The following is a 19,552-nucleotide window of genomic DNA, read 5'->3' as shown; positions in this document are numbered from 1 at the left end:
AAAGAAGTAATAATGAAGCAATATCAACTATATACGACAATGGGAGCAGGCTTTGAGAGCGTTGTTGCCAAAGAATTACAATCGTTAGGTTACCAAACACAGACAGAAAACGGTCGGGTCTTTTTTAAAGGCGATCAGGCAGATATTGTTAAAACCAATCTCTGGCTTAGAACTGCTGATCGGGTAAAAATTTTACTTAAAGAATTCCGAGCATTAGATTTCGATACTCTTTACAATCAAGTATATGATATTGATTGGGCAGAACTTTTACCTGTTGATGCCAAATTCCCAGTTCAGGGAAGGGCAGTTCGATCTAAATTACATTCAGAACCAGGCATACAGTCAATTGTCAAAAAAGCAATTGTCAATAAGATGTCAGATCAATACCATCGCCGTGGATTTTTGCCGGAAAGTGGTAATGAGTATCCGCTAGATATTCATATTTATAAAGATGTTGCGCGAATTTCTCTTGACACTACCGGTGCCAGTTTATTTAAACGGGGATACCGAATTGAACATGGTGGTGCACCGCTAAAAGAAAATTTTGGTGCTTCCTTAATTAAACTGACACCTTATGATGGTAGTCATCCGTTAATTGATCCAATGACTGGTTCCGGAACTTTGGCAATTGAAGCCGCATTAATTGGCAGAAATATTGCGCCAGGTTCTTGGCGTAAATTTGCTTTTGATGGCTTTGATTGGTTTGATCAATCTTTGCATGAGGAAGCTGTAGAAGAAGCGCGCACGCAAGTAAAACCACTTGAGCAACCAATTTGGGCTTGTGATATTGATCAGTCAATTTTAGAAATTGCTAAATTAAATGCCAATAATGCTGGCGTTTTGCAAGACATTTATTTTAAACAGGTCGCTGTAAAAGATTTTGCTACTGATTTGAAAAATGGTGTGATTATTGCAAATCCACCTTATGGTAAGCGATTAAAAGAAAAGAAATCCGCTGAAGAGTTATACCAGCAGATGGGCGAGGCCTTGCTCAAATATGATGACTTTAGTCAATATTATTTAGTCGGTGATCCCCTTTTTGAAGAATTTTTTGGTAAAAAAGCGACCAAAAAACGGAAGCTGTTTAACGGTAATTTGCGGGTTGATTTCTATCAATATTGGGCAAAGAAAAAATGATTACTGACAAGTTAAACACCGAATTTTGGATTATTACTGACACTCATTTGATTGCAGACTGTCTCCATGATAATGGAACAGCCTTTCAAGAAATTCAAAAAACCAGTCAAGGTAAAGACCTGGCCTACCAAGAAATAGCGCTTAGAGCCTTTTGCCAACTGGTTAATGATAAAAAGCCAGCCGCAATCATTGTGACGGGTGACGTCACTTTTAACGGTGAATTATTGTCAGCCAAAAAATTCCAAGAAATATTTAGTGCTTTAACTGCAACGAGATTACTTGTCATTCCGGGCAATCATGATATTTATGATGGATGGGCACGGATTTTCAAAGAAGAACAGCAGCTTTATACCGAGCAGATTAGTCCAACCGATTGGAAAAGGATTTTTAGTTCATCTTATGAATGTGCTCTCAGTCAAGACCATTATTCTCTCGGCTATAGTGTCCAGCTTAATCCGCAATACTTATTGTTACTTTTAGATTCCAATATTTACGGCAAGCGTGAAGCAATCGGTGCTCCTCCGACCGAAGGACAAATTAGCGAAGAGCAAATTGTTTGGTTAGAAAAACAGCTAACTTATGCAAAAAAGCACCATTTGCGACCGCTACTTTTTATGCATCACAATCTTTATGTTCATAATCCAGCAGTTAACCGTGGCTTTGTGTTAAATAATGCACCTTTACTGCGGCAACTATGTAAAGATTATGACATTAAAGCAGCCTTTTCTGGGCATATTCATGCACAAAATATCGTTGGTCCGCAAGACAGAACACCAACGACTGAAATCGTAACTTCAAGCTTTTGCTCTTACGACCAAGCATATGGCATTGTTAAGCTGGACCCAACTTCTTTAACTTATCAGCGACAGACATTTGAAATGACGCCGTATTTAAGCGCTAAAGAGCGCCAGAATCCGTTACTAACTAATTTTCACCAATATTTAAAAAATATTCAGCTACGTAATCTCAGTACGAATTCAAAGCAGAAAGATTCTTTGGCTAATCAAAAATCATCTAGACTGAACAAAATAAATCAATTGTTTATTGAAATGAATTATAACTACTTTACCGGACACAACCATCTTAGTGAAAAGCAGCTACATGATTTATATGCTTCGCCTGAATTTAAAGCATTGGTGGCCGATCATCCCCGTTTTAGTAAATATTTAAAAACTCTATACGATACGACCGATCACAGTAATCTATCTGTCACACTTAATTATTAATTGAGAAGGTTTTATGAAAAAAAAGCATTTTATGATCTTAGGTAGAGTAGGCTTAATTTATTACAGTTGGCTATTAGTGGTGCTTTTTCTCTGCTTAATTTTCGCTTATGAGAGTACAAAAGCTATTAATTGGCCGGCAATTATCACAGGAATACTTTTCTTTTTACTGGTGTTATACACCTACTTCAATTCTTATTGGCAAAATAATTGCTTAAAGTTACCATTTAAGCGAAAAATTAATGAAAACAAGCAACCTCAACTGATTAGCCGTTTCTACTGGTTAACAATTTATCAAGTTAAGGTAACTGAATTAGAAAAATACCTATTATTGCGCATCGAAAAACAAAATTAACCAACAATTATTTATTAGTGTCGATTAATTCTATATTGAAACTAAAATTTGTCACCAGATATCTATTAAAAAGTATTTATGGGGAAAAATTTGGTATAATTGAACCTGATTAATAAAAAGGTGGGACCTAAATTCTAATATGAAAAGGCAAATAACTAAAATGACAATATAAAATTATTCATTAACTAAATTAAATAGAAAGAGGCATGCGCAATGAAAACAGATATTCAAATTGCACAAGAAGCTCACGCATTACCTATCAAAGAAATTGCAGCAAAAGTTGGTTTAAGCGAAAATGACCTTGAACCTTACGGTTTTGATAAGGCCAAAATCAATTGGCAAGCTATTAACAAGACAATGGCTAACGGTCATTTGGGCAAGTTGATTTTAGTGACATCTATTTCCCCAACGCCAGCAGGTGAGGGCAAATCCACCATTACTATTGGTCTGGGGGACGCTATCAATAATCAATTGCATCAAAAAACTATGATTGCTTTGCGCGAGCCCTCAATGGGACCTGTATTTGGACTTAAAGGCGGCGCTACTGGCGGAGGCCAAGCGCAAGTAATTCCAATGGAAGATATCAATTTACATTTTACAGGTGACATGCATGCACTGACTGCCGCTATTGATACTTTAGCAGCTTTGGTTGATAACTATATCTACCAGGGTAATGAAATCGGACTTGATCCAAATCGTATTGTGCTAAAGCGCGGAATTGATGTTAACGACCGCAGTTTGCGCAATATTACTGTTGGTCAAGGATCAAAGTTTAACGGTGTTGAACACCAATCAAGCTTTGCAATTACAGTAGCAAATGAATTAATGGCTATTTTATGTTTAGCCACTGATATTGATGATCTTAAAAAGCGAATTGGCTTAATGTTAGTTGGCTACACTAAAGATGATCAACCAGTTTTCGTTAAGGACTTGAAATTCGAAGGCGCGATTGCGGCATTATTATCAAATGCTTTGAAGCCTAACTTAGTTCAAACAATTGAACACACACCAGCCTTAGTTCATGGTGGTCCTTTTGCCAATATTGCTCATGGTGCCAATACAGTTATGGCTACCAACTTAGCATTGCATCTTAGTGATTACACGTTGACAGAAGCCGGTTTTGGTAGCGATTTAGGCGGTCAAAAATTTATGGATTTTGTCTCTAAGCACTTAGAACGAAAGCCTGATGCGAGTGTAGTAGTCGCTACTGTCCGTGCCTTGAAGTATCAAGCTGAAGGTACAACTGATCATTTAGATGAAGAAAATCTTGCTGCTTTACGTACTGGATTCAAAAATCTTGAACAGCATATGAATAATATGCGCAATTATCATGTACCTGTAATTGTTTTGATTAACCACTTCACCACCGATACACCAGCAGAATTAGCTTTGCTGCAGAAACTGGTCAAAGAGCAGGGAATTGATGCAATTGTCGTTGATTACCATGAGCAAGGTTCAAAGGGTGGCGTTGAGGCTGCCAAAGCAGTAGTCGATCTTGCTAATTCTGGTCAAGCTCAGTTAGAAACAACATACAGCGAAAGTGATCCGGTTAAGACTAAGATTGAGAAAGTCGCTAAAAAGATCTATCACGCTAAAGACGTTGAATACAGCGATAAGGCCGAAAAAGATATTCAAGAACTAGAGAAAATTGGTAAAGATAAATTACCTGTTATTATTGCCAAAACGCAATATTCATTTACTGACAATCAAAAGCTTTTAGGTGCACCAACTGATTTCACCTTGCATGTTAAGGGTGCAAGTTTAAAGAACGGTGCTGGGTTCATTGTAATTACGACTGGTCATGTTTTAGACATGCCGGGTTTACCAAAACATCCTGCTGCTCTTGATATTGACGTTGATAATAACGGAAAAATAAGTGGTTTATTCTAAAAATATTTATGCAATTTTTATACTTAATTATTCCTATAATTGTTGTTTGTTTAGATCAAGGCTTAAAATTTTTCATTGCCAATAACTATGCTCTAGGAGAGGTTCACCAGATTATTCCGGGTATCTTATCTTTTAATTATCTTCAAAATGAGGGTGCCGCTTGGAATATTTTGCCTGGACAAATGTGGCTATTTTACATTATTAGTGTAGTAGCTATTTTGGTTTGTCTCTATTACCTTTTTAGACACCAAAAGCAGGGTAAGCTTTTTGATGTTGGTATTAGCATGGTTCTAGGGGGTATTCTCGGTAACTTGATTGATCGGATCCATTTAAAATATGTGATCGATATGATCCAAGTTGATTTTATTCATTTTAATATTTTTAACGTGGCTGATTCTGCAATTACTATCGGAATTATCCTAGTATTTATCTACCTAATCTTTTTCGATGAAAGTGATGAAGAACATGACTGAAAATTATCTTTTACAGGTAAAAAATGAGAACACGAGGCTGGATAAATTTATTGCAGAGAAAATCAGTTCTTTATCACGTACACGAATTAAAGAACTGATTAAGGAAAAGCACGTTTTGGTTAATGACAAAAAAGAGAAAACTTCTTATCAGGTTCATGGGGGCGATGAAATCAAAGTCACTGTTCCAGCACTGAAGCCACTTTCTGTTGAACCAGAGAATATTCCACTTGCAATTGTCTATGAAGATGATGACGTAATTGTCGTTAATAAGCCTCAAGGAATGGTCGTTCACCCTTCAGTAGGTCATCCCGACCATACACTAGTCAACGCGCTTTTATATCATACCAAGGATTTAGCAGCTAGCCCCGAGGGTTTTCGTCCAGGGATTGTTCACCGCATTGATAAGGATACTTCTGGCTTGTTAATGATTGCTAAAAATGCCAATGCACGTACAAGTTTGGAGCAGCAATTGGCAAATAAAAGTAATAAACGCCTATATCTTGCAATTGTTCATGGTAATTTTACCGAAGATTCCGGTCTAATTGATGCCCCGATTGGGCGAGACCATTATAACCGTAAGAAAATGGCAGTAGTTGAAAACGGCAAAGATGCCATAACCCATTTCAAAGTTTTAGAACAGTTTAACGGCTACAGCTTAATTCAATGTCAGCTTGAAACAGGTCGAACGCATCAAATTAGAGTCCATTTAGCTTACATTGGGCATCCCGTCGCTGGCGATCCATTGTACGGGCCACAGCACACATTGAAGGGGCACGGGCAATTTTTACATGCACAGGTTTTGGGCTTTACGCAACCGGTATCGCAAAAATGGCTTGAATTTTCGATTGATCCACCACAAATTTTTGAACAGCGATTATCTGAACTAAGAGAAACTAAGTGATGATATGAAAAGATATTTGATTCTCGAAGACGGTAGTTCATTTCTAGGAGAGGGGTTAGGCTCATCAATTATTTCAACTGGTGAATTAGCAATTCAAACCGGTAATTTTGGTTATCAAGAAGCTCTAACTGATCCTACAAATGCGGGTAGAATTTTAGTTTTTACTGCACCAATGATTGGTGGTAACGGGATTAATGCTATTGATTATGAAAGCATTAATCCCACCGTTAAAGGAATTATTGCCAATGATGTTGCGCGGAATATTTCCGATAGTGAGAATTTCCAGGATTTAGATTCTTTTTTAAAAGAAAAAAATATTCCTGCTATTTATAACATCGATACCCGGGCTTTGGTGCACCGGCTTAATAAAGAGAAAACGATTAAGGCTTCCATCATGGATACTAATGATGAGCATGCTTTTGATCAGATTAAGGCTCTTGTTTTACCAAAGAATCGGTCCGCAAATGTGTCAACGAAGAATGCCTACGCAGTTCCAAATGTCGGCAAAACAGTGGCCGTTATTGATCTTGGGCTCAAACACTCAATGCTGCGAGAATTATCTCTTAGAAAAATTAACGCCACCGTTTTACCGTATGATGTTTCCGTCCCGGATATTAAAAATCTTCGTCCTGAAGGAATCATTATTTCTGGTGGCCCCGGCAAAGTTGAAGAAGTTGCCGCTAATCTCAAACCTATCTTTGATACCTTTTTTGGTAATTATCCCATATGGGGCATTGGACTAGGCTTTTTGGCTCTTAGTTCATATTTAAACTTTGAATTAATAAAATTGCCAGAGGCATTTAACGGGACCAATTATCCGGTTATTGAGCAGAATTCCAATCGTATTTGGCAGACGGCCATGAATATTGACCAGCTTGTTTTACCTAACAGTGTCCAAATGGAAATGGAGCAAGAATATTATGACTTGCACAGTGAACTTTTGGCTGGTTTCAGTAATAAGAAAAGCAAAGTAATTGCAACAGCTTTTAATGCTGAAGGGGCACCAGGAAGCTTAGATGCACTCGAAATTTTCGATGATTTTGTAAAGATGATGGTGTAATTATGCCTTTAGAAAACGACTTAAATAAAGTATTAATTATCGGTTCTGGGCCAACTTTGATAGGTAATGTTTCGGAAACGGATATCTTAATTACAGATGCGATTAAGGCTCTTTTAGAGGAAGATATTCAGGTTGTCTTGGTTAATCCTAACCCCGCAACCGTCTCAACTGACAAAAGACCGCACGTAACTGTATATTTAGAGCCAATGTCATTAGACTTTCTAAAGAGAATAATTCGCATGGAAGAGCCTAATGCAATTATTTCTGCTTATGGCTCAACGATGGGAATCAAAGTTACACGTGATTTAGTTAAAGACGGTATTCTGGGAAAAATGGGAATTCGCTTACTTACTATTAACGAGCAAGCTCTCATGATTAATAACCAGCAAAAGATGACATCATTTCTTGAACAAAATCAGATTGATGTTAACCAATATTGGAAATTAACTGACTTTGACTCAACGCATTTAGAAAAACAGTTGACAGAACGAATCGTTTTTCCAGCAATGCTTATTAAAGAAGAGCAGTTTTTCCATAACAAGCAACTTGTTTTTGACAGTGCGCAAGATGTGGTTGATTACCTCAAAAATGAACGACAAAATGATGATTTTTCTTATAATCAATACCGTTTAACTGAGGACTTGTCTTCATGGGAAGAAGTAATCCTTAATATCATTCGCGATAGTGACGGAAACGTTCTTTTTACCAGTTTAGCTGACACTATTGAATCAGTAGCGATTGATTCAGGTGACTCAGCGGCAGTTATGCCGGCTTTGACCCTAAATAATGATCAGGTCCAAAAACTACGAGCAATTGCGAAAAAAATTGCGGAAGGACTCAAAATAGTCGGTATCTTAAATATTCACTTTGCTGTCAAGCACCACGGAACAAAATTTACCGTTAAAGTACTAACAATTAAGCCGCGCCTTACAAGAAGTGCAATTTGGTCGCAGAGAATTGGGCTTTACAGCATGGGCTACATTGTATGCAAAGTTGCCATTGGCTATCGCCTTAACGAAATCTTTGACCCAATGTCTGGTCTAAATGCGGCAATCGAGCCTGCTCAAGATAAGGTTGCGATTAGAATGCCATTTTGGTCATTAACCCAATCTGGTAGTAATCATTATGCCTTAGGTAATAAAATGCAGGCCAGTGGGGAAGCGATCGGCATTGGTCAAAATTTTGAATCTGCTTTTTTAAAAGGACTAGCTTCAACAGTCAATGTCAAAGCGGCAATTAAAGTTTTTCATGATGAAACCACTAAAGATAGAGAACAAATTATTTACGATTTAGTTCATCCAGACGAGCTTCATCTAGTTAAGCTTTTAGCAGCAATTGCTGTCGGCTTTTCCTATCAGGATTTACAAAAGATTATTAACATTCATCCAATTTATTACCAAAAATTTGAACATATTGTCAAAATTGGTCAATCTTTGGCTACAGGGGAGCTCACAGATGAATTGTTACTTGAAGCAAAAAAACGGGGCTTTCGCAACGTACTAATTTCTGATTTAACTGGCATTCCAATTACGGCTTTAAAAAGGCGAATCGCAAAATTACATCTTAAACCTTCATATTTACAAATTGATGGGTCGGCTGGCCTACATGAGCCCCTGGTTCATGCTTATTACAGTGCTTTTGGGGTTCAAGATGAATCTGTTCCTTTAACCGCGCAGAAAAAGGTTTTAGTTATTGGTATGTTGCCATCTCAGGTTTCCGTAACCAGCGAATTCGACTACATGATTAGTCATGCAATTGATACTTTACATAATAATAATTATGCCACTGTATTGATTTCTAATAATGATGAATCCGTTGCAACACGTTTCAAAAAAGCCGATAAAATTTACTTCGAACCAATTACCGTTGAAAGTATTATTCATGTAGCTGAAAAAGAACAAATTAAAGACGTTTTGCTGCAATTTTCTGGTAAAGAGATTAATTCTTTAAGTAAAAGACTAATTGAAAATGGTCTAAACGTTTTGGGAACAGGGGATCTTAACCCTAAGAAACGAATCAGGCAAGTTCTTGAGTTACCAATGAAGACTCTTAAACAAAATCAATTAGTCACTACCGTGGATCGACTGCAGGCTAAAGAATTCATTCATGATAATGGTTTTCCAATCTTAATTGGTGGTTTTAATGATCAGGGCGTTAAGCAAAAATCTGCGGTTGTCTATGATATGCCAGCTTTACTCAAGTACTTAGAGGAAAACTTATTAGCCAAAATTACGTTATCTCATTTTATTGAAGGCAATAAATACGAGATTACTGCTATTTCTGATGGTAAAAATGTAACTGTCCCGGGAATAATTGAGCACTTAGAGCAAACAGGCTCTCATGCTTCTGATTCAATTGCCGTCTTTAAACCGCAAAATTTATCAGACAGTGGTAGAAAGAGACTAACTTATTATGCAATTGAACTGATTAAAAAAGTCAAAATGCGGGGAATCTTTACCTTACACTTTTTGACCGTTAATCATGATATTTATCTCTTACAAATTAAGCCTTATGCTGGTCATAATGTAGCATTTTTATCGCAGGCTTTAGGTAAAGACATTACGCAATGTGCCACTGAAGTTCTAAGCGGCCAAAATTTAAGTGATTTAGGCTATCCAAATGGGCTTTGGCCATCTAATGATTTTATTTACGTTAAAATGCCCGTATTTTCTTACATCAATTATAATAGCGATAATACCTTTGATTCTAAAATGAAATCTTCGGGTTCTGTTATGGGACGAGATACTGAATTAGCTAAGGCTCTGTTTAAGGGCTACGAAGCAAGTGGTCTGCGTATCCCAAGCTATGGAACAATTTTTATTTCTGTTCGTGATGAAGATAAAGCGAAAATGACTGAACTAGCGCAACGGTTTTATCGTTTAGGTTTCAAAATCGTTGCCACTGAGGGAACAGCTAATAATTTTGCTGAGGCTGGCATTACAACAGGACTCGTTACTAAGGTACATTCTGATCCAAATAATTTGTTAGCCAAGATACGCCAGCGTAAGATTGTTATGGTAATCAATATCACAGATTTATCGGATACTGCTAGCGAAGACGCAATTCGGATTAGAGATGAAGCACTAAATATTCACGTACCGGTTTTCTCGAGTATCGAAACTACCGAATTGATTTTAAAAGTTTTAGAATCTCTTTCTTTAACTACACAACCAATTTAACAATTAAATATTTTTACAACAGAAAAGTGATGACAAATTGTCATCACTTTTTTAGTCTATTCTTTTGGCCAAAACACGTTCTTTTTCAGGCGTAACTTCAATTGAATTCTGTCCTGTGTAAATGACAAAGCCAGGTCTTGCACCGTTTGGTTTCTTTACGCGCTTATCTTGTACGTAATCTACTTGAACATGCGCAGAATTTTTGGCTTTCGAGAAGTAGGCTGCTATTTCTGCCGCTTCTAAAATATCATCATCAGATGGATTAGCATCTTGTAAGATGACATGAGAACCAGGGATATTTTTTACATGAAACCAAATATCGGTTTTATTAGCCTTTTTTAAAGTTAGCCAGTCATTTTGATAATTATTTTTTCCTACCAAAACGGTTTTACCCGATGATAACCTGAATTTGTTCAAATTATGTTCAGTTACCTTCTTTTTCCGTTTTTGCTTTTGTGGTCGCTTAAGGTAACCCTGATTTATTAATTCATCAGTTATTTGATCAATGTCTTCTGGTTCAGCATTATCAATAGCAGTTTGAATTGAGTCAAAATAACGTAAGTTGTCATTAGCAATCTCAATTTGTTCTTTAACATGTTTAATTGAATCACGCAATTTTTTGTAGCGTGTGAAATATTTCTGCCCATTTCGAGCAGGCGAGAGGGCAGCGTCAAGTTTAATCTCAATTGGCCGATTATTATCATAATAATTAGGCAACGAAATTTTGGTCATACCTGGTTTGACCTGCGCTAAATTAGCGTTTAATATTTCACCGCGAATGCGATATCCTTCAGAGTTTTCAGCTTGCTCTAGCTGCTTCTTGAGCTTAACAACTTTTTTAGTCAGCTTTTTTTGTTCGTTTTTAACCAAACGTTCAATTTTGCTAGATTTTTGTTTTACCCAGTCATGATTTGCTTGGTAAAGATAAAACTCATCTAAGGCATGATTTAAATCAGGATCAGAACTTTCCTTAACTAAATTCAAATGGTAGGGAAGGTAAGGAAAAATTTTACGTTTATTTCTAGGTGTTAATAGTACAAAAGCACCTTTTTTATCAAATTGATTTATAAAAGTCCTAAATGAGGAATAAGAAAAGTCATCCTCAAGATAACCTATTAACTCGGAACGATCATCACGATCAAGACCATTTATCTGACCAGCAAATTCGCTAGGATCATTTACAGCAGCTTTTTGCTTGAATTCTTGCTCGCTCAAATCAAAACCATTAATTCCTGGGTTAAGAGGAGGGAGCTCATACTTAGCTTTCGGTAAAAGAATACGCGCCCGATTTTCATCAGGGTTAATCCGCTTCAGTAAATCAATGATATGACCATTGCTATTATCGTAAAGAATAACATTACTATGCCGGCCCATTAATTCAACTGATAAAACTAGCTGAACCTGATCGCCCAATTCGTTACGATTACTAAAGCGAAAATTAACTATGCGGTCTACACCTACTTGCTCAATCCCCTGTAATATTGAACCCTCTAAATACTTTCTAAGTACCATCACAAAGGTCGGAGCCTTATCTGGGTTCGCAATTGCTTTCTTAGTTAAATAAAACCGCGGATATTGCGCATTAGCAGAAATAAGTAACTGATAATTTTTACGTTCATTTCTAAATGTTAAAACCAGGTCTTGTTCAAACGGCTGATATATTTTTGAAAGACGACCGTTAACGAGAGTTGGCTTAATACTGTTTAGTAGGCTATGAATGAATAATCCATCGAATGCCATAATATCACCTCAAAATACGATATCTATTATACCAATTATTTTGGCATAAGTATAAAAGAAGAATAAGAATGATCAATCTTAAAATAAGTTACCTTTGTTCATATATTAACTTTTAGACACTTTTGCAAATAAATCATTGCAAAAAGTCGATATACTGGTAATATAGATTTATGATTATTGCTATGAAATATCATAAGTTAAAAATAATATAGTTTGTTTCACGGCAAAAATTATTTTGTGTCCGTGGTGATGTTTCACGGATTTTTAAAAGCAAAAGCCGCGTCTTCTTATGGTGACCGGCTTTTCTAGGAATAGTTTTCACTTATAAAATATTTTTATTGTTTACTTTAACAAAGAAAAGGTAGTTAGATGGATATTTTATCTTTTAGTACAATAGCGGGAAATGTCAAAAAAGAGATTAGCAAAAGGTGCGGATTAAACCTCTCACAAACACGAATTTTGCTATATTTTGATCAAAACAATAATATGGCTTTAAAAATGGGGGATTTAGCCGTTAATTTGCAAATCTCACTCTCAACTTTGAGTAGACAGCTACAGCAGAAAAAAACATTAAGTTTTGTTACCATCACACGTTCAGAAAATGATTCTAGCAAGACCGTTGTTTTAAATGAAAATGGGCTGCAAAAAATTATTGAGCTAAAACAGGCCTTGACTCAGATTGAAAAAGCAATGTTTAAAGATTTTTCAGATCAAGACGTGGCAGTTTTTACTAAAATCTTTAATTCATTAGTAGAGCAAGCGCAAGCAAATTCATTAAACTAGCTGTCGAACCACTTCTTTTTTTATGCTATAATTTCCCTATATTGTACATACAAGAAGCGAAAGGTTAATTAGATGAAGATTGCATTAGTTACTGATAGTACTAGCGTTATTACTAAAGAAGAAGCCAAGGAAAACAACATTGTTGTTGTTCCTATTCCGATTATCATCGGTAACAAAGAGTACTTAGAAGATATCGACATTACTTCTGATCAACTGTTCGAAATGCAAAAGCAGGGAACTGATTTTCCTAAAACTTCACAACCAAGTCTGGGCTATTTGATTAGTCTATTTGATAAACTCCATGATGATGGTTATGAAGCAATTATAGCGATTACTTTATCAAGCGGAATTTCTGGATTTTATCATACTTTATGTAACATTGCGGAAAGCAATCTAAAGTATAATTTACATCCAATTGACACAAAGATGACGGTACGCTTACAGGGAAACTTAGTTTTAGCAGCTGCTAAAATGATTAAGAATGGGGTAGAATTGAACGTTATTCTTGAGCGCCTTGAAAATATCCGCTCAACTATTAACGAGATTTTTGTTGTTAATGACTTGAACAACCTTAGTCGTGGCGGACGGCTAAGTAATGCCGGGGCTTTTATTGGCTCCATGCTCAATATTAAGCCGCTTTTAACGTTTAAAGAGGGCAATATTGTTGCCTTTGATAAAATTCGTTCTATGAAGCGGGCATTTGCCAAAATCAAGAAACTCACGGTTAAAGATATTGCTAAATTGCCGTATAAGGATAAAATCAAACTCTTTATTATTGATTCCAATGATAGCAGCCAGGTTGAAGAAGCAAAAGAATGGATCAAGCAGGAATTTCCTGAGCAGAATGTATCCGTCACTAAATTTAGTCCGGTAATTGCTACACACTTAGGTGAAAAGTCATTTGCAATTGGTTGGATGATTGATATTGACAAAATCGATTTAACATAATTTATGTATGCAACTGTTCCAGTTGCTTTTTTTGTAAAAATAAATCGAGCTGCTTGCAGCTGAAAGGAAACAATAATGGAAAAAAAGGATCAATTTTCAAAATGGGCAATTGAATTACAAAGTATCGCACAAAATGGACTGGAATATGGTCATGATCGCTTTGATTTGGAACGATATGCTCGCATTAGAGAAATTGCAACTGAAATGATGGCAGCTAAAACTGGTTTGCCGTTAAAGCAAGTAAAGGACTTATTCAGCAGCGATGATGGCTACCAAACACCCAAATTGGCCACACGTGCAGCAATTTTTAAGAATGATAAGCTATTGCTGGTACACGAAACTACAGATGATCATTGGTCAATGCCTGGCGGTTGGTGCGAGCCAAATTTATCAGTTGCGCAAAACTGTATTAAAGAAGCTCGGGAAGAATCGGGCCGAAAGATTGCAATTGATCAAGTAATTGCAATCAGAAACAGCAAAACTAACGTTCATGGCCATGACCGAACTGAGCGAGCAATTAATGTCTGTAATGTAATCTTTTTATGTCATGAACTAGGTGGAGATTTTGTAAAAAATACTGAAACAACTGAATGCGACTATTTTTCCTTAGACAATTTGCCGCCGCTTTCACTTATTAGAAATACACCGGAAGAAATTAAAATTTGTTTTGATGCTCATAAGGCCGCAAACTGGCAAGTTTTATTTGATTAAAACAAAACTAAAAAGAACTCCACATAACATTATTGGAGTTCTTTTTTCTTAGCTATTCTTTTTTATCTTTAGCTGTAGCAATTCTATCTAAAGCTGCTCGTTGCTTTTTTTGGTCAACGTGCGTGTATAAATCGGTAGCCGAGGTACCTTTTTGTCCAAGTTGCTGTGCTACTAACACCTGGTCTTTAGTCACATCATACAATTCGGAAGCGAGTGTATGCCGTAATTTATGTGGAGTTAGTGGGTGTCCAAAAGCAGCAGAATATTTATTAACCATTTTTTCAATGGCATTGGTCGTAATTCTTTTTGTTTGATGATGCCACCTCGTGAGGAAGAAAGCTGTTTCCTTTTTTGAGGCCATATAACGCTGTCTGCGGACTTTTTTATAGTCGGATATATAGTTTAGTGTCCATTGAGCAATCGGCACGCTATCGCGCTGTCCGCCTTTACGGGTGACATCTAAAGTAGCCTTTTTTAAATTCAAATCGGTAAGGTCAATTCCGGCACATTCTGAAACGCGAATGCCGGTTCCAAGAATTAAAGCAATAATAGCCATATCACGCTCCTTATTGACTTTAAAACTAGGTAGCGCATGAACATTACACTGCTTTTCAAATTCATTAGCTATAAAATCTAAAAACTGATATTTTAATTTCCCGGTGTACATATGCGATTCCAAAACATGTGCACGATAATTTAACGTCTCAGTATTGTTAAGTGAGTCAATCTTCAGCATTACATTTCGCTCAAAATATGGTTTTCCATCATTATTATCAGCGGTAATAGTTAAAAATTTAAATAAGGAACGCAACGCATTAATTGACCGGTTAATCGTTGTCGGTGAATTTAAATTACCTTGCTTGTTTCGAACATGGCCCAAATAATTGATATAGAGCATAATATCGTTTCGGTGCAAAGTCGCCAAAGTTTCGATACTAATTTTTTGATTGGTATCAGCAGGGGAAATGCCTTCATGACGAAGCCAATCAAAAAAACGTCTAATTTCTGTAAGATACTGGTACGATGTCGCTAAAGAATGACTGGTACCAAAATTGTACTCTTTAACGAAATCCGGCATCTTATTTAATTCTTCTTGAATGAGATCCAAATACTTTTTTGTTTCCACGTAGTTCTCCTAGCTTTTTTACTAACTATTATATAGCAAAATCTGAATGTATGTTTGTCTTTTTTATAGTGAAAGAGTGGGAAGTGGGGAAGAAGAGGCTTAATAAGGCTAATTTAACTGCAATAATAAGTGGAAGTTGACCACGTTAAAGAATACTTGGTCAGCACCATTTTAGGTAACTAAGCAGGATAAATTGCGTTCTTTAGCCTTGTGTGGGAAACCTTTTATTAAGAAACACGCAGGAGGGTAAAAAGGCCGATAAAAAACAGATATTTTGAATAAATCCAGCCAAAACCGCCCAAGTTGCCAAGTTAGTAGTTAAAACTTTAATTACTAGAATAATTTGCAAATGACTTTAACAAAAATTATGTAATCACTTTTATAATATTTTTGAGTTAGATTTAAGCAAATTCAGCAAAAGCCTGTCAGATAGCTACTTTTACTTATCATTAAAATTATAGTTTTAATGATACCAAAATAAAATTTTGCTTATTTAGCGCGGATAGCTAAAGTATTTTAAGCAGCAAACCATACCGGGTAAAATTAGTACTCTACTAGCAAATGCATCCTGGCAGAGAATAGTTTTTTCGTTCAGTTCATACATGCTAGTGGTGATCTTCATTTACTTGTTCAAATTCCTCACCAAGATATCTTATAGTTAAACAGCTAGTTAAACAGCAACAGAACGCTTTTGCTTGCTCAAACTAACCGTGAAAGCATCAAGTTATCAAGTGTGTCATTAATTAACTTCTACTGGTTTTCTTGACGACAATAGTTTTATTTCAGCAATAAAACTGCCTTTATTGAAAATTATTAAGACTCTCTAAAGTCAGTAGTGTAAGATTTGTCGAATAAGCTAAGAGGAATTAAACTAACTACTGCTTAAAACTTAAATAGTAATATTAGGTCGATTGTCGTTGATTATTAACAGATTTTGGCAAAACGCACTTCTACTAAAACAACTGGCAGTCATTGATAAAATTGAGACAACTTTACATAATATATATTATACGAAGTTATCTTACGGATTGAATCATTTTCACTTGCTATACCCTTTATTTACTTTCTTAGGACCTGCATTTATTTAAGTTTGTAGCAACCGTCAAATTATCTTTTTTAATTTGATGTATTTAGTGTAATAATTGGTTTAATTTGCTTATTCAATTTTGAAGCGATTATAAATTTTTCTTAGAATTGTAAGCAATTTTTGTTTGTGCGAATTTTATTATTTTTGGAACTGTTTCTTTTGCTTTTTAGCAATTTTGCTAATTATTGCCAGTTTTTCAAAATAAATTAATAAGCGCTTTCCATCTTGATGTTATATATTATTACCCTTTTTGGTAAAACTATTCTTAACCATATTTTGGACTTCATTGCTAATCAAGCCTTCCAATAGGCAAAATAGTATTTGCCACTTTTTCAATTTCCATTTTAAGTTGATTTTTTTAGTAGTTTTTATTTGATTTTTTTCTATTTTGTCCTACAATACTATCTGGGGTATAGTTTAAAGTGTTTTTATTTGACTGTTTTTGTTTAAGTTTTAGTTGAATTTAAGCGTTTTATTCATTATTTTTATTGTTTTAGTTTTTAATTCCATAATTAATCTGTTATTATGTAATATGGAATTATATTTTTGAAAGGGTTGAATTTATTCCATGAGTATAAATTTAGGAAAAGAGATATGCCGTCGTAGACGTGAGCAGAAGCTGACACAGGAGGACCTCGCTGAATTAAGCGATTTGTCAGTTAACTTTATTTCACGTCTTGAAAGAACTAAGAACCAAAACATTAGTATTCAAAAATTGGATTCTATTGCTAGAGCTTTGAATACTACTACGCCGGATATTATTATGAATGCTTACCGCTTCAAAGAAGTTAAGGTTGAAAATCATCATGATAATACACCGGTATTTATCAAGAAGGTTCTTAATGAATTAAGAAAGATGGATCCAGAAAAAGCTGAAAGAGTATGCAAGTCTTTCATTATTCTGGCCAAAGAAATTAATAAAGATTAAGAATTAATCCTAAAACTAAAAAGCACAAGTTAGGCTTCTCACCTACCTTGTGCTTTTTCTATTGCTTTGTTTATTTTGTTTTTAGTTAAATGCTTCAGTCAATGGCGGAACCACTTGCTTTTTACGTGATACTACCCCTGGCAAACTAATTTCTGAATCAGCAACCTTGCCAAAAGCCTTCTCAAATGCTGCTATAGCATCATCTGAGCCGGTTACTAATGCCTTTGAATCAGAGTCAAGTACATTAGTAATTAGCAACATGAACAAATCATAATTTTCACTTGCTGAAGCAGCGTTCATTGCCTTCAAGAAGGCATTTTTACGTTCCATCGCTTCTGGTAAGTCAACCACATTAATTTGCGCTACACGGACAGTTTTGCCGTTTAAATCAAAGCTCTTAGCATCTAAGTCAATTAAGTCTTCTTCAGACTTGCTGGCGATATTAGTTCCAGCCTTTAATTCTTCAAGACCATATTTTTCGTAGTCCACGTCAGCAATTTCTGCTAATGCTTTAACTGCTTTCTTATCTTCATCCGTAGTTGTCGGTGATTTCAAAAGCAAAGTATCGGAAATAATTGCGGAAAGCATAATTCCAGCGATATTTTGGGGAATTTCAACATTGTAGTGCTGATATAATTGCCACATAATCGTACTTGTACAGCCAACAGGAGCAGCTAGGTAGAATAATGGTGAGCTAGTATTAAAATTCATAATTCGATGGTGATCAACCACATGAGTAACAGTTACCTGATCAATATCTGAAACACTTTGCTGCGGTTCATTGTGATCAACAAGCATTACCTTGTCTACTTCATTTGCGGCAGTTTTAATAACTCTAGGAGCTTCAAAGCCAAATTTTTTCAGCGCAAATGCAGTCTCATCATTAGCCTCACCCAATGCAACTGGCTCAGTATTATAACCCAGCTTGTTTTGCAAGTATGAGTATGCAATAGCAGTCCCAATCGCATCTGTATCAGGATTTTGATGGCCAAAAATTAACTCTTTTTCCATTAATCTTCCTCTTTTTCTTTCAAAAATATTATTCTTCATTATTAAGTTTACCTAATAATGCTTATTCATCCAAGAATTTTTTGAATTCGGCTAAAAAGCGTTCAATTCGGGGAACGTCTTTTTTACCCTTGCGATAAATTACTGACGTTGAGAATTTTGTATCATCTTTCAAATAAATCGGGGTTAAATTGATGTCATTTTTATGTAATTGATAGTATGAGTTATTAATAAAAGTATCGTACTCAGTTTCTTCAGCCGTATCAAGCAATTGCTTTGTTGAAGAAAAGCTGAGCGGCACCTTCATGCCATTTTTAGCATTCATCTTACTACCAAATTTTTCCCTCATTATTTGGGTCAGATAAAAATTATCTGGATATGCTACCCACTGTCTGTCAATAAATTCAGAAACCGGGTAAGATTTTCCAGCCTTCGCTTTTTTATCATGCGTCAAGATCGTAAGCCGATCTTCACAAACTTTCATGTAATCGTATTGATTCTGGAGATTAACCTGACTCTTCTTCATATTATCCGGCACATAAATAAGTGCCAAATCAATTAAATTATTGTCCAGATTATACCAAAGATCCTTCCGATTAAAATAGCATACGTTTACGGTTATATCAGGACTTTTTTGGTTAAATTTGACCAAAAACTTTCGTAATACTTCAGAGTCTACACTATCTAAGACTCCGATTGAGATATTACCCTTATCTGCTTGAGTAAACTCCTGAATATCATTGACAACTGAATTGATTGTCCCCAAAAGCTTGATTGCACCCGTTTGCAGCTGCTTGCCTGCTTCAGTCAGATAAAGCTTCTTACCCATCTGTCCAAACAAAGGAGTACCAATCGCGTGCTCGATTTTTTTAATTTGTTGAGTCAAAGCTGGTTGTGTAATTCCTAAGATTTGGGCCGCTTGAGTATAGTTCATAGTATCAATCAGCTGTAAAAAATAATGTAAAGACTTAGTTGAGAGTATTGTATCTGTTTTAGGCATAAA

General features: G+C 35.8%; 16 protein-coding genes. 12 read left to right on the top strand and 4 right to left on the bottom strand.

What is annotated here, in order from left to right:
- Positions 1–12 precede the first annotated feature (12 nt).
- The 8 genes from GYM71_RS05045 (at position 13) to GYM71_RS05010 (ending at position 10,218) form a co-directional block, all read left to right on the top strand.
- On the top strand, positions 13–1,137 hold the full coding sequence (locus tag GYM71_RS05045) for a THUMP domain-containing class I SAM-dependent RNA methyltransferase (protein WP_220221141.1): 1,125 nt from the start codon (positions 13–15) through the stop codon (positions 1,135–1,137).
- Positions 1,134–2,363 carry a metallophosphoesterase family protein gene (locus tag GYM71_RS05040; RefSeq protein ID WP_220221140.1) on the top strand — a complete coding sequence of 410 codons (1,230 nt, stop codon included), beginning with the start codon at positions 1,134–1,136 and terminating at the stop codon, positions 2,361–2,363. The genes GYM71_RS05045 and GYM71_RS05040 overlap by 4 nt, the downstream gene beginning before the upstream one ends.
- Positions 2,364–2,376: 13 nt before the next feature.
- On the top strand, positions 2,377–2,715 hold the full coding sequence (locus GYM71_RS05035; protein ID WP_220221139.1) for an acyltransferase: 339 nt from the start codon (positions 2,377–2,379) through the stop codon (positions 2,713–2,715).
- A 213-nt stretch (positions 2,716–2,928) separates the two neighbouring features.
- On the top strand, positions 2,929–4,605 hold the full coding sequence (locus GYM71_RS05030) for a formate--tetrahydrofolate ligase (RefSeq protein ID WP_220221138.1): 1,677 nt from the start codon (positions 2,929–2,931) through the stop codon (positions 4,603–4,605).
- A gap of 8 nt (positions 4,606–4,613) precedes the next feature.
- Positions 4,614–5,078, top strand: coding sequence for a signal peptidase II (gene lspA, locus GYM71_RS05025; protein ID WP_103751619.1), 465 nt, complete (start codon positions 4,614–4,616; stop codon positions 5,076–5,078).
- Entirely contained in the window at positions 5,071–5,979 is a 909-nt protein-coding gene (locus GYM71_RS05020) for an RluA family pseudouridine synthase (RefSeq protein WP_220221137.1), read from the top strand. Before lspA ends, GYM71_RS05020 begins: the two co-directional genes overlap by 8 nt.
- A 4-nt stretch (positions 5,980–5,983) precedes the next feature.
- Complete coding sequence (locus tag GYM71_RS05015) at positions 5,984–7,039, top strand: carbamoyl phosphate synthase small subunit (protein ID WP_220221136.1); 1,056 nt, start codon at positions 5,984–5,986, stop codon at positions 7,037–7,039.
- Between the two features lie 2 nt (positions 7,040–7,041).
- Positions 7,042–10,218: a carbamoyl phosphate synthase large subunit gene (locus GYM71_RS05010; protein WP_220221135.1), complete on the top strand. Its 3,177-nt coding sequence runs from the start codon at positions 7,042–7,044 to the stop codon at positions 10,216–10,218.
- A 51-nt stretch (positions 10,219–10,269) separates the two neighbouring features.
- Here GYM71_RS05010 and GYM71_RS05005 read toward each other — a convergent pair whose 3' ends face one another.
- Positions 10,270–11,958 carry an Rqc2 family fibronectin-binding protein gene (locus GYM71_RS05005; protein WP_220221134.1) on the bottom strand — a complete coding sequence of 563 codons (1,689 nt, stop codon included), beginning with the start codon at positions 11,956–11,958 and terminating at the stop codon, positions 10,270–10,272.
- Positions 11,959–12,327: 369 nt separating this feature from the next.
- Here GYM71_RS05005 and GYM71_RS05000 point away from each other — a divergent pair, with 369 nt between their 5' ends.
- From GYM71_RS05000 to GYM71_RS04990, 3 genes are all read left to right on the top strand, one after another.
- Entirely contained in the window at positions 12,328–12,741 is a 414-nt protein-coding gene (locus GYM71_RS05000) for a MarR family winged helix-turn-helix transcriptional regulator (protein ID WP_103751614.1), read from the top strand.
- 72 nt (positions 12,742–12,813) lie between these two features.
- The gene (locus GYM71_RS04995) at positions 12,814–13,689 is read left to right on the top strand and encodes a DegV family protein (protein ID WP_220221133.1); all 876 of its coding nucleotides are present in this window, start codon (positions 12,814–12,816) and stop codon (positions 13,687–13,689) included.
- Positions 13,690–13,764: 75 nt separating this feature from the next.
- Entirely contained in the window at positions 13,765–14,400 is a 636-nt protein-coding gene (locus GYM71_RS04990; protein ID WP_220221132.1) for an NUDIX hydrolase, read from the top strand.
- Between the two features lie 52 nt (positions 14,401–14,452).
- Here GYM71_RS04990 and xerS read toward each other — a convergent pair whose 3' ends face one another.
- Entirely contained in the window at positions 14,453–15,526 is a 1,074-nt protein-coding gene (gene xerS, locus GYM71_RS04985) for a tyrosine recombinase XerS (protein ID WP_220221131.1), read from the bottom strand.
- A gap of 1,655 nt (positions 15,527–17,181) precedes the next feature.
- On the opposite strand from xerS, the gene GYM71_RS04980 reads away from it, so the two are divergent.
- Complete coding sequence (locus tag GYM71_RS04980; protein WP_103751610.1) at positions 17,182–17,541, top strand: helix-turn-helix domain-containing protein; 360 nt, start codon at positions 17,182–17,184, stop codon at positions 17,539–17,541.
- A gap of 81 nt (positions 17,542–17,622) precedes the next feature.
- Here the strand turns inward: GYM71_RS04980 and GYM71_RS04975 are convergent, their stop codons facing one another.
- Both GYM71_RS04975 and GYM71_RS04970 read right to left on the bottom strand, forming a co-directional pair.
- Entirely contained in the window at positions 17,623–18,552 is a 930-nt protein-coding gene (locus GYM71_RS04975) for a manganese-dependent inorganic pyrophosphatase (protein ID WP_220221130.1), read from the bottom strand.
- A gap of 61 nt (positions 18,553–18,613) precedes the next feature.
- On the bottom strand, positions 18,614–19,549 hold the full coding sequence (locus tag GYM71_RS04970; protein ID WP_220221129.1) for a LysR family transcriptional regulator: 936 nt from the start codon (positions 19,547–19,549) through the stop codon (positions 18,614–18,616).
- Between the last annotated feature and the right edge of the window lie 3 nt (positions 19,550–19,552).

It is taken from the genome of Lactobacillus panisapium (assembly GCF_019469265.1).
GTDB classification, from domain to species: domain Bacteria; phylum Bacillota; class Bacilli; order Lactobacillales; family Lactobacillaceae; genus Lactobacillus; species Lactobacillus panisapium.
This window is presented reverse-complemented; position numbering and strand designations above follow the sequence as displayed.

Excerpts from the sequence above, each read along its gene's own strand:
- GYM71_RS04990 (WP_220221132.1), top strand. The coding sequence starts at position 13,765 with ATGGAAAAAAAGGATCAATTTTCAAAATGGGCAATTGAATTACAAAGT.
- GYM71_RS05045 (WP_220221141.1), top strand. The coding sequence starts at position 13 with ATGAAGCAATATCAACTATATACGACAATGGGAGCAGGCTTTGAGAGC.
- GYM71_RS04975 (WP_220221130.1), bottom strand. The coding sequence starts at position 18,552 with ATGGAAAAAGAGTTAATTTTTGGCCATCAAAATCCTGATACAGATGCG.
- GYM71_RS05015 (WP_220221136.1), top strand. The coding sequence starts at position 5,984 with ATGAAAAGATATTTGATTCTCGAAGACGGTAGTTCATTTCTAGGAGAG.
- GYM71_RS05020 (WP_220221137.1), top strand. The coding sequence starts at position 5,071 with ATGACTGAAAATTATCTTTTACAGGTAAAAAATGAGAACACGAGGCTG.
- GYM71_RS05000 (WP_103751614.1), top strand. The coding sequence starts at position 12,328 with ATGGATATTTTATCTTTTAGTACAATAGCGGGAAATGTCAAAAAAGAG.
- GYM71_RS04995 (WP_220221133.1), top strand. The coding sequence starts at position 12,814 with ATGAAGATTGCATTAGTTACTGATAGTACTAGCGTTATTACTAAAGAA.
- GYM71_RS04970 (WP_220221129.1), bottom strand. The coding sequence starts at position 19,549 with ATGCCTAAAACAGATACAATACTCTCAACTAAGTCTTTACATTATTTT.
- GYM71_RS05040 (WP_220221140.1), top strand. The coding sequence starts at position 1,134 with ATGATTACTGACAAGTTAAACACCGAATTTTGGATTATTACTGACACT.
- GYM71_RS04980 (WP_103751610.1), top strand. The coding sequence starts at position 17,182 with ATGAGTATAAATTTAGGAAAAGAGATATGCCGTCGTAGACGTGAGCAG.
- GYM71_RS05035 (WP_220221139.1), top strand. The coding sequence starts at position 2,377 with ATGAAAAAAAAGCATTTTATGATCTTAGGTAGAGTAGGCTTAATTTAT.
- GYM71_RS05010 (WP_220221135.1), top strand. The coding sequence starts at position 7,042 with ATGCCTTTAGAAAACGACTTAAATAAAGTATTAATTATCGGTTCTGGG.
- GYM71_RS05005 (WP_220221134.1), bottom strand. The coding sequence starts at position 11,958 with ATGGCATTCGATGGATTATTCATTCATAGCCTACTAAACAGTATTAAG.
- lspA (WP_103751619.1), top strand. The coding sequence starts at position 4,614 with ATGCAATTTTTATACTTAATTATTCCTATAATTGTTGTTTGTTTAGAT.
- GYM71_RS05030 (WP_220221138.1), top strand. The coding sequence starts at position 2,929 with ATGAAAACAGATATTCAAATTGCACAAGAAGCTCACGCATTACCTATC.